The organism is Photobacterium kishitanii, assembly GCF_003026355.1.
Lineage (GTDB): Bacteria > Pseudomonadota > Gammaproteobacteria > Enterobacterales > Vibrionaceae > Photobacterium > Photobacterium kishitanii.
Map to the genome: position 1 here is coordinate 327,207 of NZ_PYON01000002.1, position 20,005 is coordinate 347,211.

The following is a 20,005-nucleotide window of genomic DNA, read 5'->3' on the forward strand; positions in this document are numbered from 1 at the left end:
TAATAATGGTTTTTTTTTAGGTACGAAATTTGCTGATTACCTTAATAGATATGGGAGTATGGAAATTAATGTAAAGTTACTAAGGGATAGAGGGATAACTAGTGATGGTTAAAATATGGTTTTTTTTAATAGTCAGTCTTTGTATACCTAATGTGGTTCATTCTTGCGTGTTGAGAATATCTAAAAGCATTAATCATCATAATCTTCCTTTCTTATTTGGAATAACGAACTATGACAGTGAAATTATTGCAATAGGTGGTGTAAAACCAACTATTTATACATTTAATGAAAACGTCGAAATTAAAACCAGTAAAGAAATAATAGATAACTTTTATGGTTTTGAAATTAAAGATATAAGTATCCAAAAGTTTAATGATAAAAATAATATCATATTCATTCTTAATGAGTATGATGGAAAAAATACAGGTATGGTATATACGCTAGAAGGGAAACAAGAATTATATAGAGAATTATCTATTTTATATAAAAAGTTAGCGATTAAAACGAAACTTTCATCAGGCAAAAATATTAATATATCTGGAATGGCGAGTGATGAAAATAATGTTTATCTAATAACAAATTCCAGTAATAATAACGATTTTTTATTTTCAATTGCTAAAGTTAAATTTGAAAATTACATAATAAACAATCATCTTTCACTAGATGATATTTACGTTTATCCCGTTGACTTACCAATTAAAAATGGAATTAAGGCTCAGCTTTCTAGTATTGCTGTTGATGAAAAAGAAAATGCTTTATATGTTACAGCTTCCGTCAATGATGAAAATAATATTTTAGGGAATTATTATGGTTTGATTTATTTAGAATATATCAAACCTGGTAGAGTTATAAAAATGAATTATGACGCAATAGAAATTAAGTATAATAAAAAACCATTACTAGAAAAAATAAAATCTATTGCTGTAACGTCTAATCATAATAAAGAGATAAAAGGAATACTATTATCTCATAATCGAGATGGCACTAGTAAAGTATTTGATTTTACGTTTAAAAAATAACGGCATTATTGTGTTTAGCTGAGAATGTTTTTATTAATGTGCGCTGGTGTTAATAAATAATTAGTGAATCAGTGGTCTCAAATATATATGTAGGTTTATTATGTTGAAAAAAAATACAACACATCAATTTCATCGAATAGTGATAGATCTAGTATTATGTTTGGCTGTTTTTGCTAGCCTTTTATTTTCTATATCAGCCCATGCTTCTCATTGGCGTGGCGGTGCTATGACCTGGGTTTCTAGTGCCATGGATCCTGATGGTATAAAAAATGACGTCACAATAACGATGAAAACGGCATGTCGAGTTGGTGCCAGTTGTCAATCTGCAGGTTCATTAACGACTCCGGGATTAACAAAAACCAGTTCAACGCAAATAACAGATCAAACTGTGAACGGGGCTTATCGGTTACAAATATTTGAACATGTTGTCAAAAATTTAGATTTAAATACAACCTATAATCCCTATTATAATTCTGGTGCTCGAATAGGGGCACTTTTAAATAATGCTAATGGTAGTTGGAGTATACAATCAACGATTTTATTAAAAAATGGTAATCGTTCTCCATTAATTGATATGCCAATTTTATATCAAGTTCCACAAAAATATACCGATGGTTCAACATTGGTTAATTACACGAAATTAATTCCTGCTTTAGATCCTGATGGCGATACGATTAAATTTAGAATGGCTAATAATTCTGAATTAGGTGGAGGTAGTAGTGCCAATGCGCCTGGTATGTCTATTGATGAAAATTCAGGCTTATTAACATGGACAAATTCAGGAAATATGACAGCAGGTTTGTACAGTGCTGGTATTGTTGTTGAAGATTATGATGAAAACGGCGTTCTCAAATCAAAAACGCATTTTGATATTATGTGGGAGCTTAAAGGGGTTGCTGAGTTAGCTGATTATACTGGGTATCCAAGTGATGAAGTTGTGGTTAAAAAAGGAGACGATTATTCATTCACTATTACTGGAACTAATATAGAGGTACTGAGCCTGGGTGATTTTAATGGCGCATTAACAGAGCCGACGCCGAATACATTTACTTTTACACCTGGTCCTGTTGGTACTGGCTTAGCTCCAGGCATTTATCCAATGACATTCCAAGTTATAGATACAACAGGTACTTATACTGATAGTTATTTTACAGTAACTTATATTGTTCCAGATCCTCTAGCACCAGAATTACATGATATTCATGGTGATTTTTCGGGGTATTTTTCCGGTGATCTTGTTCAGCTGGATGTTAGTAATGATGCCACATCAACAGATATAGATAGTACCCACTATAATACCGGTCAACTTAAAATTACTCCGAGCTATAAAGATTCGGCTAATGAAAGGGTTTATATTAATTCCACTGGTGACGGGGTTGGTCAAATACGCCACGATACGGTTAATGGTAATGTTTATTTTGAAGGTAATTTAATTGGTACCGTTGATCCAACTAAAGATGGTGACGGGGCTGCATTACAAATAAATTTCACGACAGATGATGCAACACCAGTAGCGACTGGCGCATTAATGCGCTCAATTTACTTTCAAGATAACAGCGGTGTTTCTGGTAATCGAAAAGTTAGCTTATATATTGTTGATGATACTGGACTCAGTAATATTTATGCTGCAAATGTGAGTGCAGTGCTATCTGATACGGGAGATGCGTTATTAACGGGAGATCATGCCTATCATGCAGAAAAAGATTCAGATAAAAATTCCAGTGTTGATTTACGTTTAGGTACATTATGGGATGGTGATGGTGGCTTGAAGAATATATTAGCAAATGCTGATGATAACGATGGCACCGATGACGAAGATGGCGTTATTTTTCCGGCTTTTGGTAATCTAGTGGGTTCGACATTCAATTTATTGATCAATATTCAACAAGAATTCGATAATGGACGTCAAATACATGCTTGGATTGATTTTGATGGTAATGGTGTTTTAAACAATACGACTGAAAAAATCATTACAGATATAAGTGCAATCGAAGGCGATAATAGTTATCCGATTACGATACCCAATAATGCAAAACTAGGTAATCGTTATTTACGTGTTCGTTTATGTAGCAGTGGTGAAACATGTGATACCCAAGGTGGTAAAACCTATGATGGTGAAGTAGAAGATCATCTCATCAGGATAGGTGATATTGATTTTGGTGATGCGCCAGATACCACTGCATCAACGGGGGCGGATGATTATTTAACCCTTGATAGTAATGGCGGTCCATATCAATTTGTTCATCCTGATCTTTATATTGGTTCAACTGCTCCAGATGCTGATCAAGGTATATTGCAAGATGCCACCGCAACAGCAGATAATCTTGATAGCACAGATGATGAAAGTGGGTTGAACCTTATACCCATTCAAAATTTATCGACTGATTATAAACTGTATATCCCCACAACCAATAATACGGGTGCTACAGCAACATTAATTGGTTGGATTGATTTTAATAATAATGGTCAGTTTGAAGATTCAGAAGGGCAAATAGCTTCAGTGCCTTCAGGTGTTACTCAAGTTAATACCGAGTTAGAATGGAATGCTATTTCTCCAAGTAATCAGCCTTATTTATTTATACGTTTACGTTTAATTGATCGAGCTGTAACAAATATTACTGAAGTATCTTCTCTAGGCCCTGATGGCTTAGGTGAAATTGAAGATCATCAAATTTTAATGAATGATATTGATTTAGGTGATGCACCAGATAGTTATGGCATAGATCCGTCTTTAGGTGGGGCTTATCATTTAATTAAAAACACTACCGATTTATACCTTGGCGATTCAACCATTGATAATGATACTAATGCCCAAGCATCTTCTGATGCATTAGGCGATGATATTAGTGGCAGTGATGATGAAAATGGTGTGACATCAATTCTCATGCCTATTCCATTAGGAAGTACTTCATATGCTGTTGAATTAAACCTTAAAAATATGACGGGTAATCCTGCTTATTTAGTGGGTTGGATTGATGCTAATAGAAATGGAGTATTTGATGCGATTGAAGGAAAGGTTGATACGATTTCAACAGGGCAAGATGGGACTTATACGTATACATTTAATGTTGATCAATTACGCTATTTAATTCCTGGGCAGAGTTTTTTCCGCTTTCGTTTATCAACAGATCCTCTCTCTGTTACCGATAGCAATGGTGTAGCGAGTGATGGTGAAGTTGAGGATTATAATGTTTTATTAGGTGGTGGGGATTTTGGTGATTTGCCTGATACTTCCAGTACCACTGCTGTAAATAACTATCAAACTGATTTTGTCAATAATGGTCCATATCATAGCATTGATGCATTATCGAGTTTGTATTTAGGTACGCAAGCTCCTGATGCTGATATAACTTCTTTACAATCGATTAATGCTGATGGCGATAACCTCGATAATATTAATGATGAGGATGGGTTACTCTCTAAAATATTGCCAGTATTGTCGAATGGCGCAGGTTACCAAGCAAATGTTTCCGTCACTAATAATTCAGGAAAAAATGCTTATTTATATGCATGGATTGATTGGGATAGAGATGGCAGTTTTGAACCTGATGAATTAATTCAACAATCAGTCACACAGCCTTATGGTGTGCAATTTATTCCGGCAAACAGTGGTACACAAACTTATGCCTTGAGTTGGCTAAATGATGTCGCTACTGTCAATAATCGAACTTATGGGGTACGTCTACGTGTAACAACTGAAGTGCTAACTGATGATACAGCAACGACAACTATTGATGAACGATCGCTAGGATTAGCGCCTGATGGTGAAGTTGAAGATTATTATCTTACTGCTAATAATATTGATTTAGGTGATGCCCCTGATAGTTATAAGACTCTGGTACTAAGTGATGGGCCGGGTCATGCCTATGTCAGTAATTTATATCTTGGTGCTTCAACGATTGATCATGATGTAACTACGGTGCCGAGCATACAGAGTAATAGTGATGATATAACAGGCAGTGATGATGAAACGGGTATAGATCAACCGATTCCAATTTTACCATTAAGTGCAACCTCATTTAGTATTGATCTTTCTGCCTATAACCAATCGGGTTCAACGGCGACATTAATTGCTTGGTTAGATAAAAATCAAGATGGTGAATTTAGTGCGAATGAAGTTGTTGATGAATTACATGTTGCCGCTAACAATACGCCATTTTTAAATGCCTCTTTTAGCTCTGATAATTATCCATCAGGCAGTAATAATAAAACCGATAAAATAACTTTAACTTGGAATAATCTGACAGGACTAAACATCGGCAATATGGTGTTACGTGTTCGAATTGCTAATACCAGCTTAACGGCCAACGATTGGTTTGGCTTTGCTAATGGTGGTGAAGTTGAAGATTATACTGTGTATGTCGGTAATTTTGATTTTGGTGATGCTGCTGATAGTGGAGCCAATGCGAATTCAACCAGTAATTATCGGACAACGCTAGCAGATGGTGGTCCTTATCATGGATTATCAAGCACCTTGTTTATGGGGGCGAGTATGCCTGATGGTGAAGCTGATGCTAATAATTCTGTTGGGGCAGCTAAAGCTGATGGTGATGATAATACTGCGAGTGCAGATGAAGATGGGGTTCAACTTGCGCCGTTAGATAATAGCCCTGTGCCAACTAGCTATACCACGAAAGTAAATGTAACGAATACGGGTACTCAAAGTGCGACTTTATATGGTTGGATCGATTGGGATAAGAATGGTCATTTTGATGGTGATGAAGCGTCAAGTGTTGTTGTACCTGCTGGCACCACAGCCCAAGATATTGACTTAACTTGGACTAGTTTTACCGGCATCAGCGCTGGCGATACCGTTGCTAGATTCCGCTTAACTACCGATACCTTAACCAATAGTCAAACTAACCAAACGTTAGAAGATACCCGTTCATTTGGTGGTGTATCGGATGGTGAAGTTGAGGATCATAGTCTTTACATTGGTAATCAAGATCTCGGTGATGCACCTGACAGTTATCAAACCTTGAGCAGTAACAATGGTCCATTCCATGGGCTTGGTAAATACAGCACACTTTTCTTGGGTAATACCTCTGTCAATGAAGGCGATACCGATGGCTATCCAACGGCTGATGCAAGCGGTGATGATAGTAGTACCACAACAGATGATGAACAAGGGTTAGTGCAGCCATTAGCCTTAGTGTCAGCGAGTGCAACGAGCTATAGCGTTGATCTAAAATATAAAAACTCAACAGGCAGTGATGCAACTTTAATCGCTTGGTTAGATACCAATCAAGATGGTCAATTTAGTGCAACTGAGGTGGTTGATACCATCGATGGTAATCCATTTGTTATCAATAACGTGCCTAATAATAGTAATTTCACAACGGATGCAAATGCTAAAACATTAATGTGGAATGGCATTAGTGGATTAACTCAAGGTGGCATGGCATTACGTATTCGTATTGCGAATCAGCCTTTAACTGCCGATGATTGGATGGGCGGCGCTATCACGGGTGAAGTCGAAGATTACATGGTGTATATCGGCGACTTTGATTTTGGTGATGCCGCTGACAGCGGTGCCAATGCGAATTCAACCAGTAATCATCGAACAACATTAGCCGATGGTGGCCCTTACCATGGATTATCAAGCACCTTGTTTATGGGGGCGAGTATGCCTGATGGTGAAGCTGATGCTAATAATTCTGTTGGGGCAGCTAAAGCTGATGGTGATGATAATACTGCGAGTGCAGATGAAGATGGGGTTCAACTTGCGCCGTTAGATAACAGTCCGGTGCCGACTAGCTATACCACGAAAGTGAATGTCACGAATACGGGTACTCAAAGTGCGACTTTATACGGGTGGATTGATTGGGATAAGAATGGTCATTTCGATGGTGATGAAGCGACAAGTGTTGTTGTACCTGCTGGTACTACCGCCCAATATATTGACTTAACCTGGACTAGTTTTACCGGTATTGGTGCTGGCGATACCGTTGCCCGATTCCGTTTAACCACCGATACTTTAACCAATAGCCAAACGAATCAAACGTTAGAAGATACCCGTTCATTTGGTGGTGCATCGGATGGTGAAGTTGAGGATCATAGTCTTTACATTGGTAATCAAGATCTCGGTGATGCACCAGACAGTTATCAAACCTTGAGCAGTAACAATGGTCCATTCCATGGGCTTGGTAAATACAGCACACTTTTCTTGGGTAATACCTCTGTCAATGAAGGTGATACCGATGGCTATCCAACGGCTGATGCCAGTGGTGATGACAATAGTACCACAACGGATGATGAACAAGGGTTAGTGCAACCGTTAGCCTTAGTGGCAGCAAGTGCAACGAGCTATAGCGTTGATCTGAAATATAAAAATTCATCAGGCAGTGATGCAACTTTAGTCGCTTGGTTAGATACTAATCAAGATGGCCAATTTAGTGCAACGGAGGTGGTTGATACCATCGATGGTAATCTATTTGTTATCAATAACGTGCCTAACAATAGTAATTTCACAACGGATGCAAATGCTAAAACATTAGTGTGGAATGGCATTAGTGGATTAACTCAAGGTGGCATGGCATTGCGTATTCGTATTGCGAATCAGCCTTTAACTGCCGATGATTGGATGGGCGGCGCTATCACGGGTGAAGTCGAAGATTACATGGTGTATATCGGCGACTTTGATTTTGGTGATGCCGCTGACAGCGGTGCTAATGCTAATTCAACCAGTAATTATCGCACAACGTTAGCAGATGGTGGTCCTTATCATGGATTATCCAATACCTTATTTATGGGGATCGGTATGCCGGATGGTGAAGCTGATGCTAATAACTCTGTCGGGGCTGCTAAGGCTGATGGTGATGATAATACTGCGAGTGCAGATGAAGATGGGGTTCAACTTGCGCCGTTAGATAACAGTCCGGTGCCGACTAGCTATACCACGAAAGTGAATGTCACGAATACGGGTACTCAAAGTGCGACCTTATACGGGTGGATTGATTGGGATAAGAATGGTCATTTTGATGGTGATGAAGCGACAAGTATTGTTGTACCTGCTGGCACTACCGCCCAAAATATTGACTTAACCTGGACTAGTTTTACCGGTATTGGTACTGGCAATACCGTTGCCCGATTCCGTTTAACCACCGATACCTTAACCAATAGCCAAACGAATCAAACGTTAGAAGATACCCGTTCATTTGGCGGCGCATCGGATGGTGAAGTTGAGGATCATAGCATTTATATTGGTGACTATGATTTTGGTGATGCACCAGATAGTTATCAAACAACAACGGCATCTCAAGGTCCAGCTCACGGCTTAATAAATAAATCAACACTCTATATTGGTACTAATACTATTGATGCTGAAGCTGATGGTTATGCGAGTGATAATGCCGCTGGTGATGATACTAATGGTAGTGATGATGAAAATGGTATTACTCAAATATTGCCAATTTTATCGACTAGCACAACCTCGTTTAATACCACTATTGCTGTGCGTAATTCAACAACATCAGGCGTTGATGCTACTTTAATTGCATGGTTAGATACCAATCAAGATGGTGCCTTTAATGCTAATGAAGTTGTTGATTTTATTGACTATGACAGTAGTGGTAATAGTGCATTTAATACGGATAATATTCAGTATAATAGTGCGAATAAAGATGTGATATTAACATGGAATAACCTCTCGAGTTTATCTCGAGGCTCTATGGCATTACGTATTCGTTTAAGCCACGATCAATTAACGGCGGATGATTGGTATGGTGTCGCAACTGATGGTGAAGTAGAAGATTATATTATCTTAGTGGGGGATGTTGATTACGGTGATGCTCCGGATACAGGCGCAAATGTCGGATCGGATAATTATCGCACTACTTTAAGTGATGATGGCCCGCGTCATATTATATCTTCTGATTTATTTATGGGTACGGTAGCCACTGACTTTGAATCAGGTGCAGTAACGCCGCTTCCATTTGCATTTGTCGATGATAATAATGGCAATAGTGATGAAGATGGGCTGGTCTATGGACCATTATCAACGACGCAAACCGAATTTAATGCAACGGTAACCGTTACCAATAGTAGTAGTGTGAATGCCTACCTGTACGCTTGGATTGATTTTGATCGTAATGGTCGTTTTGATCGTGATGAATTTAGCGCGAATGATGTGATCACAATTGCAGCTGGTAGCGCGGGGAGTACCGAGTTATTACAGTGGACCAGTATGTCTGGACGGAGCAACAACACTGATGTTTACATGCGGGTTCGGCTTACTCATGAGTTGTTAACTGACAGTGTGACAGGTGCAAACGAAGACCCTCGTAGTTATGGTGCTGTATCATCAGGTGAAGTCGAGGATCATTGGGTACAAGTAACGAATAATGCTGATAAAGGTGATTTACCTGATAGCTATTCTACTTCAGATGCCTTGGGTGGGCCGTGGCACTACAGCAGTACACAAATAAAAATAGGCGTACAAGCAACAGATGCTGAAACATTAAGCCAAGCGACATCAGTAGCAAATGGTGATGATGTGAATGGTGATGATGAAGATGCGACTATTAGTGATAGTGTTGCAGGCGCAACTGATTACAGCACCACAATAGCAGTAACAAATAATAGTTTAGGGCCTATTTATTTAAATGCGTGGGTAGATTGGAATCTAAATGGCAGTTTTGAAGCAGCTGAACATTATTCAGATACAGTGGCAGCAACGGCTACTTCAAAAACCTTAACCTGGACGGGCTTAACGGCATTAATCACGGGTCATTATCCAATACGGATTCGGTTAGGTGATGTTGCGTTAACGAGTAGTGGATTTGTCGGTTACGGTGGTGATGGTGAAGTTGAAGATCATCTTATACAAGTATTACCTGTTGTGTTAAGTGGAGAATCGGCACCTTCCGTTGATTATGGTGATGCGCCCGCTAGTTATGGTACTTATGATGTTGATAACGGAGCGAAACATACCCTTTCTGCCGGATTATTTATTGGCGCAACTGATCCTGATGTTGATATAAATGGTCAACCATCAATAAATGCAGATGCTGATGATCTAACCGATACTAATGATGAAGATATAACACTTACTAAAGTGTTATCACCATCGATGTCGAATTGGGATATCGACGTTATTGTAAATAATAATTTAGGTAGTGCTGCAACATTATATGGGTGGATTGATTATGATCGTGATGGTGTATTTGAAGCCGCTGAATTTACTTCTGTTGCAGTACCTAATAGTGGAACGGTTAATCTTGCTTGGAGTGGATTAACAGGAGGTACTGTTGGTCAAACATATATTCGTTTAAGATTAACCACCGATGATTTAAATGCGACTCAACCTGATTTACCAGCAACGAATGTCGATGAGCGTTCATTAGGCGGCGCAACAAACGGTGAAGTTGAAGATATTAGTCATAAAATAACCTTCCATCTACTTATTCAACAGAATGCTGGGTCGTTTGAGTATCGGATTGAAGGTAATAGTAGTAATTATGATGTTATTGGCGTATTTGAAAATAAATACGGTATCGGTAATGTTACTTATGAGCAATTAGTACCAACAGACGATATTACTACTGACTTTACTTTGACAGATTACCAAATGGTAATGTATCAGCATGATAAAACCAATAATACCAGTAATGATAGCCGCGCTGAACTTGATGCATTAATCGCTTACCGTGACCAAGGTGGAATATTACTGACTATTGCAGAGGGGGGAATATTCACAGATTCACCTGAGCGACTCAATGCTTATATTCTTCAACAGATGGGCTTCCCAGGGGCCTCTGCTACAGCTTTTGCTGATTATGCTCGCGGTAGATATTTACCAACTTTCCATCCATCAACTTCGGCAGGCGCACTTGCTCAAATATCACCTGTTGATACGACAAATTCATTATCCACAGTAAAAGGTATTGATCATCGAAGCATCTTATATACCACACCTGATGTTAGTGGTTCGTGTAATGATATTGAAGCGATGGCATGGTTAATTCCTTATAACCCAACCTCAACGGGAGGATATGACTTCCCTAAAGCTGATGTTGGTCCTTATATCGGTTCTGGAGAGCGTCAATTCTTCTTCACGCCGAACTATTGGAATTACAATGCGGCGGTATATCAAGAGGTTGCTAATTTTGCTTATGATTATTATGAAGACGCGTCTGCATTTAATGCTCGTAATAACTGGTTAAATGATCCGAGTAAAGTTAATTCTCTCTGCTCTGTGATTGAAGTTGATTTTGGTGATGCTCCTGATGTTGATTTAAATACGAGCCAAGGAAACTACACCACAGCTAATCAATTTAATGGCCCTAATCATCTCAATAATGGGGATGTGTATATAGGCTTAGCGCCAACCTTAGAAACTGATGCCTATGCTACGGTTGCAGCAGATGGTGATATGGATGATGGGGTGACACTTACGCCAGCATTCAGTGGTGAAAATACTTATAGCGTGACTGTTAATGCAACTAATAATACATCAATAGTTGCTAATTTAGTGGCGTGGTTTGATTTTAATCGTAATGGTCAATTTGAAGTATCAGAGGGAATGACGCAAGTTGTACCACCTAATACAATCGCAAAAGATTACCCATTCACCTTTACGTTAGGCGGTAATCTTGCAGCGAATAATTATTACGCTCGTTTTAGAATTTCAACTGATTCATTAACAACAGCCAGCGAATTAGGCGCTGCTAGTGATGGTGAGGTCGAAGATTATCTTATTGTTGGTGTGGCATCAGGTCTTTATGATGGTGGTGATGCTCCTGATTCTTACATGACCTCATTTGCAAGTGGTGGCCCATACCATGTGCAAACTAATAATCTGTTTATGGGCCAAAAAGCCAATGTCCAATACCCTGATATTGAATCACCAATACCAAGTATCGGTGCTAATAGTGACGATAATAACGGTAATGATGATGAAGACGGCTTACAACTGCCTCCACTATTCGTCGGAGATAGTGAATATACCTTACAGGCACTAGGACGTAGTGTAATAGGCACTGGCAAGACTGCAAAAATAGTAGTGTGGGTGGATTGGGATCGCAGTGGTACTTTTGATCCTAATGAGGGGAAAATTTATGATGGTATTCCTCATAGTGGAAGTTACACTCATGCTGATTTTACATGGACTGGGTTAAATATTACTGCCGGTGATTATTATGTTCGCGCTCGTATTATGCCAAGCACTGATGCGATTGATGAAACGATGCCTGGTGGTTATGCCTCACTCGGTGAAGTAGAAGATCACGTTATTACTGTGTCACCATCATCATTGACGTCTAGTGGATGTAACAGTGAAACCTTCATGTCACATAATTTCCGTGACTTCAATAATGATGGTTGGTTAATCAACGGCTTAGTCTCAAATGATCCTTATACTGTAAATTCTGCAATAATGCGAAATCGCGGTTTTTATGTCGTTGCTGATGCGAATTGGGATGTTACCTTAAAACGCCGAATTGAAACACGCGCGGGTGATATCATTAAAGTCAATGTATGGGTTGGGCAGTTAGGCAGTAATGTAAATGATTACTTTGAAATTTTCCTTGATAATGTATCAATTGGAACTGTTGCTAGTACGACGATGACGGGGGGTCATGAAGCCCCACAACAAGTGTTTGTTCAGGGAGTTGCACCAAGCAATAATATGGAATTGACCTTATTAATGCATCATCAACTACCTGGGAATAATGATTACAACGTCACTGATATTACGGTTGAGCGTATTGGTGCTGGTGGGTGTACTTATGATTATGGTGATGCGCCAGATACCTATTTAACCTTAGATGCCAGTGTTGGTGCTCGTCATGTAGTGACTGGTACCAATGGTTATATTAGTAACATGATCTTAGGTACAGAGCGTGATGCTGAAAGCGATGGTATTCCGAATGTAGCTGCTGATGGTGATGATACTGATGGCACCACTGATGATGAAGATATTGTTGTTCCAGCGTCGATTGTGGCATTAGCATCAACTGATATCGATTATGTTGTTAGTGGTAGTAATGGCTTCCTTAATGTATGGGTTGATGCCGATATCGATGGTGAGTTTATTACATCGAGTGAACATGTCATTCAAGATCAAGCGGTGAATATAGGCTCAAATAATATTGCGACCTTAGTGCCTTATCTAGGTGTGACAGGGGCTAGCTACTTACGTATTCGAGTATGTGAATCAGAAAATAATTGTAATTCTCCAAGTGGGTTTGCTGAAGGCGGTGAAGTCGAAGATCACGTCATAACAATTACAGCACCGAATCTGGACTTTGGTGATGCGCCAGATACAGGTTCAGGTATTGGTCTTGGTAATTACCGAACATTATTTAATTTAGATCCTTTAGATTCAGGTCCTTACCATTCTCCTGATGTTGATTTGTATTTAGGTGCATTGAGCGCTGATAGTGAAAGCGGAACGGCAGCTAATATTCCAGCGTCTGGTGATAATGCAACAGGTACAAATGATGAAGACGGTATCGCAATATCACCATTATTAGTCACTAATATTAATTACAGCGTGACCGGATCCGTAACGAATACAACGGGTAATGATGCCTATCTTTATGTATGGATTGATTGGGATAGTAATGGCAGCTTTGATAAGGATGAACTTGTTGATAGCGGGGTTATTACTGTTACGGGTAATACAACTAACCAACCTCAAACATTACCATGGACAACTCTACCAACATTAACCAATGGCGATACTTACTACTTACGTGCTCGTATTACTTCTGATGTATTAGATGATAGTGCGACAGGTAGCGATGAAGATCCGCGTTCTCTTGGTATGGCAACTAATGGTGAAGTTGAAGATCACCGTATTGTTGTTGGTGATGTAGATTATGGTGATGCGCCTGATAGCTACAATACTTCAAGTGCAAATCAAGGTGCTTATCATGTGGTATCAACAAACCTTTATTTAGGTGATCAAGTTGGTGATACTGAAGTCAATGCTGTTCCTGATAAACTTGCGCGCAGTGATGATAGTAATACCAGTCCTGATGATGAAGATGGTATTAATATCCTAAGACCAATTCCACTCGATGCTATTGATTACAGCACGATAGTTGAAGTGACGAATAATACGGGTCATCCTGCAACATTATCGGCGTGGATCGATTTTAATCAAGATGGATCTTTTGATGCAACAGAAACACAATCAATTGTTATTGCTAATGGAACAAACCAAGATCAAGCTACTTTAACTTGGACCGGGTTAGGTGCTGTTGGTTTAACTAACGGTATGACTTATATCCGTTTACGTATTACGACAGATGCATTAAGTGATAGTGATTGGGCGGGCGGCGCGAGTGATGGTGAAGTCGAAGATTTCTTACTTGCAATCGGATTGGGCGATTTAGGTGATGCACCTGATTCTTATGGTACCGATAGGGTAAATGTTGCGGGTGAAATAAGTGGCGCAATGCATATTGTTGAGCCAACGGCTGTGGTTTATCTTGGTGCTGTTGCTCCTGATGAAGAAGCGGATGGCTTTGTTGATGGTATTGATAATTACGGTAATGCAACTGATGACGATGTTGCAGCAGATGACGAAGAAGGTGTCACGATTCCAACAATTATTACTGCTCAGCCAAGCGTTCCTGTTCAGTTAATCACCCGTGTACATACTGATGCTAATGCGACATTACATGGTTGGATTGATTTTAACCGTAATGGTGTGTTTGATGTAAGTACAGAATCAGCAACTTCAGTGTCATTAATAGCAGCAGATAACAATACCGATAAAACCCTTTCTTTTGCTGTGCCTAGTGATGTATTAACTGGAATTAGTTATTTACGAGTACGTATTTGTCGTGATAGTACCGATTGTTCAACCCCACATGGATTGGCAGATGATGGTGAAGTCGAAGATTATCAAGTTAATCTAGAAGTTGAATATGATTATGGTGATGCTCCTGAGAATATGGGCTTTAAGACCCTTGAAGCGAATGGTGCTCCTCGACATGCGACAGGAAGTTCATATATCTATTTAGGTACTGTTGTTGGAGATGCTGATAGCGATGGGTTCGGTGATGGTAGTGATGATAATGGTGATGCAACCGATGACGATGTTAAAGGGGTTAGTCCTAGTGATGAAGACGCCTTTACATCGATCCCTACTTATTCTCGAGGATCTGGAACGTTAGCATTAACGGTTATCTGTAATGATCATGATGGCAGTAATGACCTAGGCGCAACAGTCTATGGTTGGGTTGATTTTAACCTTAATAGTGATCTATCTGATTTAGGTGAATTTGCATCGGCTCCTTGTAATGATACTAATGCGACAGCCAATGGTACTGCAACGCTCAACTTTACCGTTGCTGACGATACCGGCTCTGGAGAGATGTATGTTCGGTTACGGATCACAAAAGATATATTAGCTCAGGAGGATATTAATCTTTCTGCTGGTGATGGTGAGATAGAAGATCATGCCATATCAACTAAAGATTATGGTGATGCACCAATGACGTATGTTGCTGGTGGAATGGCAAGTCACTATGTGCGTAGTAATTATATTGGCTCGGCAGTTGATGTTGATGAAAGTCATTATACCATTGCAGATGGTGATAATTTAGCTGTTGGTAGCGGTGGTAATGGCGATGATGAAACCGGTTCCACGATTAAGTTGTATAACCAGATTCAAAGTACTGGTTTAAATATGACGGGATCGAATATTGAATTAGATGTGACTCATGATGGTTATGTCTCTGTCTGGACTGACTGGAATAATGATGGTGACTGGAACGACAGCGATGAGCAATCGATAAATGATATGGCGGTAACTGTAGGTAATAACATTTTACCAATTTCAGCTTCAACTGCGATGACAGGGACTGCGTTCTGGACACGAACGCGTTATTGTACTAATAGCGGTGATTGTAATACGGTTACTGGAATAGCAGATGATGGCGAAGTCGAAGATCACCGGATCGCGTTGACAGATTTGAGTTGTCTACCATTAGGTTCTCAATTCCGTATGGTGACGGGAGCTAATTCTTATGTCGATAATAGTACCAATGAAATTATTATTACTCCTGATGCAAATAGTCAACGTGGTGCGTTCTGGACTACCGACAAATTTGATTTAGCGTCGGCATTTAGAGTCCGTTTTGGTATTTACCTTGGTAGCAATGATGCTGGTGCTGATGGGGTTACTTTTACCTTACAAAATTCTCCTCTTGGTAATAACGCGATAGGTCAATTAGGTGGTGGATTAGGCTCTCAAGGGTTAGATCCTGCAATAACCATTGATTTTGATACTTATTATAATGGTGCGAGTTACCTTGATATTACTAATGATCACACCGCTATTTACGATCCAGCCTCAATACCATTTACTCGAATTGGGGCCACAACACATGATTTAGGTAATATCGAAGATGGTCAATATCATGAAGTTATTCTTGATTGGGATCCGACTACAAACATATTCACTTATTACTTTGATGGCATGCTAAAAGAAACCTTGACCCGTGATTTCATTAATCTTGATTTTAATGGTGATAGTAATGTTTATTACGGCTTTACTGGTGCGACGGGAGGAGCTAAGAATCTTCAGAAAGTGTGTATCCTAGAGCAAACTATTAGCTTTAGTGAATATGATTTAGGTGACGCACCTGATGTAGCGACTGGCTTTAGTAATGCTAATTACAACACCAAGAAAGATAATAATGGCGCTGCGCATTTACGTTATGATTTTGATGAAAATAACCAAGTTGATATTACCTTAGGTACCGAGTGGGATACTGATGATGGTACTTTACAAAATACCGCGGCGACTGCAGATGATATAACCAATACTCCCAATGACGAAGATGGCGTCACGTTGAATACGACGATGAAACCAGGTACTAATGAAAATATCACGATCTCGACCACGCTGGATCCTGGTTCTGATTTAACCACTGTTAATGTTTATGCTTGGATAGATTGGAATCGTAATGGTGATTGGAGTGATGCTGGAGAGCAAATTGTTAGTGCCGCTGCGGTGACGGCGAACACGGGGTTAACCTATCCAGTGACGGTACCACCGGGTGCTAGCATGGGTTATACCTATATGCGGGTACGTGTTTGTTCTGGCACTGAATGTAATACCCCTGTCGGTGAGGCGCCAAATGGGGAAGTGGAAGATTACCGTATATTTATCTCGGATTTGGTTACAACAGCAACTTGTGATCAGCTCTATGTAACGAAAGCGGTCACCGATCCTAATTATACCCTGACTGCTGTTACTCCAGTGCAGCCATTAAGTTTTATTTTCTCGAATATTAAAACTGGTTTGTCTATTAATGGATTGAATTCATTAGCGATTAAGCGTGATACTGGAATTTTGTATGCGACTTATCGTGACAGTAACCAACAGTTAGCATTGATAGCGACTGATACCTTAGGTACTAGCTTTATTCCTCTGGGTGTGATTCGTTCGCAAGGTACTTACACGATTAATTACATTAATGGTTCTACATCACAAACGGTTAATGCTGGTGATACCATAACAGTTGGTGGCTCATTTAGTTGGCCTAATACGGGTAGTTTATCTCGCGATGGTAGTGAGTATTATATTACTCATAGTCAATGGGACAGTTATCTGGTTATTGATCTGGCAGCGATGACATTTGAAGTGAAACCTACCCCTGCGGTAATGATTGATACTGGTGCTGGCGCATTACATATTAGTGCTGATTGGGCTGTATCAGAAACTGATGGTCTGATTTATGCGGCAGATATTTCCGGTAACGGCTTTACTTATGGCTTTAATATGGTTGAAGCTGAGCCAACAGTGCCGAAGTTGTATGCATTAAATCCGGTAACGAATACCGCTACTGTTACGAACCTCAACTTCAATGGGGCGAAAGCACCGAACTTATGGAGTGGTTCAGTAGTAACCGATGATTTGAACCATCTTTATGTTCTGACTAATGGTGGCGATCATGATACGAATCGTAATGGTAGTTATGATGTATTTGATCAGGTCGGTTTATACCGAATTAACATGCTTACCAATGATGCTTCTTATGTTGTCGGTAGTGGTGATGGCTTCTTATCACAGCATGATGCCTCTGGTTGTATTGCCAGTGTTGATCGTGGCGATGCCCCTGAAACTTACGGTAAAGCAGGACACCGTAATCGTGATGTAGCACTCAGTGGTACTCCTGATTTAATTCTAGGTACGCGTTGGGATCCAGATATTCATGACTTCTTCAGTGATGATGCCACAGGCGATAATGTCACGGGTGAGGATGATGAAGAAGGTGTTGCGATGCCTGCCGATATTATTGTCTCAACCGCAACCGTTATCCCGATTACGATCAGTGATACTACTGGTAGCGGCGGTCGATTGAATATCTTTGTCGATTTAAATAATAACGGCGTCTTTACTGACCCTGGTGAATTAGTCCTTGATGATTACAGCGTTACCAATGGGGTGAATAATGTCCCAGTGACCCTGAATGCGGCATATACCAATGGTTATAATGGCGATACCTTTATTCGATTCCGCCTGTGTGATACTGCTGATGTTTGTGATACTGCAACAGGGCTGGTTGATAATGGTGAAGTGGAAGATTACCAATTTAATTTGATCAACCAAATTGTGCTTAATGGATTGGTATTTGAAGATAATGGTAAAGGCGGGGTCACAGCGCATGACGGTAAGCAAGAAGGTGATGAACGAGGACTCGCTAACTTTGTTGTTAATGCTATTTATAAAGGCACAGGTATTAGTGGTTATGTGACCAATCAAGTGATTACCTCGACCGTGACGGGAGGCGATGGTAACTATACCTTAGTCATACCGGTTGAATTAGCGGGTGAGCCGATTGAAGTGCAAGTGGTTAAACAAGCTGCGTGGGTTGATATTTCTGAATCAGATGTGACAGATCCGGCCTTGAATTTAGTCGGTAAAGTTATTAATAGCTCACTGACAGATAGTTTGATGCTAGTCACGGCGACAGCGGGTGATTACTTAACGAATATTGATTTTGGTAAAGTGACCGTTCCAACGTTAGAGCCGGATAACTACACGGAAACAGAGCCGGGTTTAGCGGTGCTGTTTAGCCATAAGTTTGATGTTGATACTAGCGGTGATGTCAGCTTTAGTATTAGCGATCAACAAGCGTCACCATCCGGTTACCCATGGAATGAGATATTGTATTTTGATGCTAATTGTAATGGTGAATTAGATGCTGGTGTAGATGGCTTTGTGACCAATCCAACAGCGGTTAATGCTGATACCAATACCCAAGTGTGTATATTAGTGAAAGTGATAGTTCCTGGAGATGTGCCATTACATGCGGTGTATAATTATCAACTTAATGCCGACTTAGCCTTTGCCAATACCAGCGAAACCCGCCGAGTGAGTGATGTGGATACGATTAAAGTTAGCTTTAGTGGGGCTGGTGAACTTGAAATAGAGAAAACGGTGAAGAATATTACTACTAATGGTGCTGAAGGCCGCAGTAATCAAGCGATACCAGGTGATGAGCTAGAATATAAAATTTACTTTATCAACAATGGTTCAGGCCCAATTACTACGATTAAGCTTTATGATGCAGTACCAGAGTACAGCCATTTATCTCAAGTTATTGGTTGCACATCACCAGAGACATTATTGCCATCAAGTATAGTGAGTTGCTCAATCATAACGACCGACGGTACTAATGCCGTGAGTTATGAGGGCGGTATAGAGTGGCAATTAGGGGGTACGTTAGCACCAGGTGAAAGTGGTTATGTAACCTATCGAGTAATAGTGAAATAAACGAATCGTTTAATAAAAAGCAAAATAAAAAGCAAAATAAAAATATAAGAAAGTCCTTAACAGTAGGTGATTAATATTACCTGCTTCTAAGGGCTTTTTTTTTGGCGTGATAATTGCTGTATTGACGGGAGTATCATCTATAGGGATTTGACATGTTAAGAATCAATAAAAATTGGGTAGTTATTGCTATCACTCTTATATTGTCTTATTTGTTTTTAAATTTCAGTAATAAATTTTATTTTACTGA

Annotated in this window: 2 protein-coding genes; both read left to right on the forward strand. The window is 39.7% G+C overall.

Features of this window, described 5'->3' with window-relative positions:
• The first annotated feature begins 104 nt into the window (after positions 1–104).
• Positions 105–1,019: a DUF6929 family protein gene (locus C0W29_RS03555; protein WP_045042125.1), complete on the forward strand. Its 915-nt coding sequence runs from the start codon at positions 105–107 to the stop codon at positions 1,017–1,019.
• Positions 1,020–1,119: 100 nt separating this feature from the next.
• Positions 1,120–19,758 carry an L-type lectin domain-containing protein gene (locus C0W29_RS03560; RefSeq protein WP_107174112.1) on the forward strand — a complete coding sequence of 6,213 codons (18,639 nt, stop codon included), beginning with the start codon at positions 1,120–1,122 and terminating at the stop codon, positions 19,756–19,758.
• Positions 19,759–20,005 lie beyond the last annotated feature (247 nt).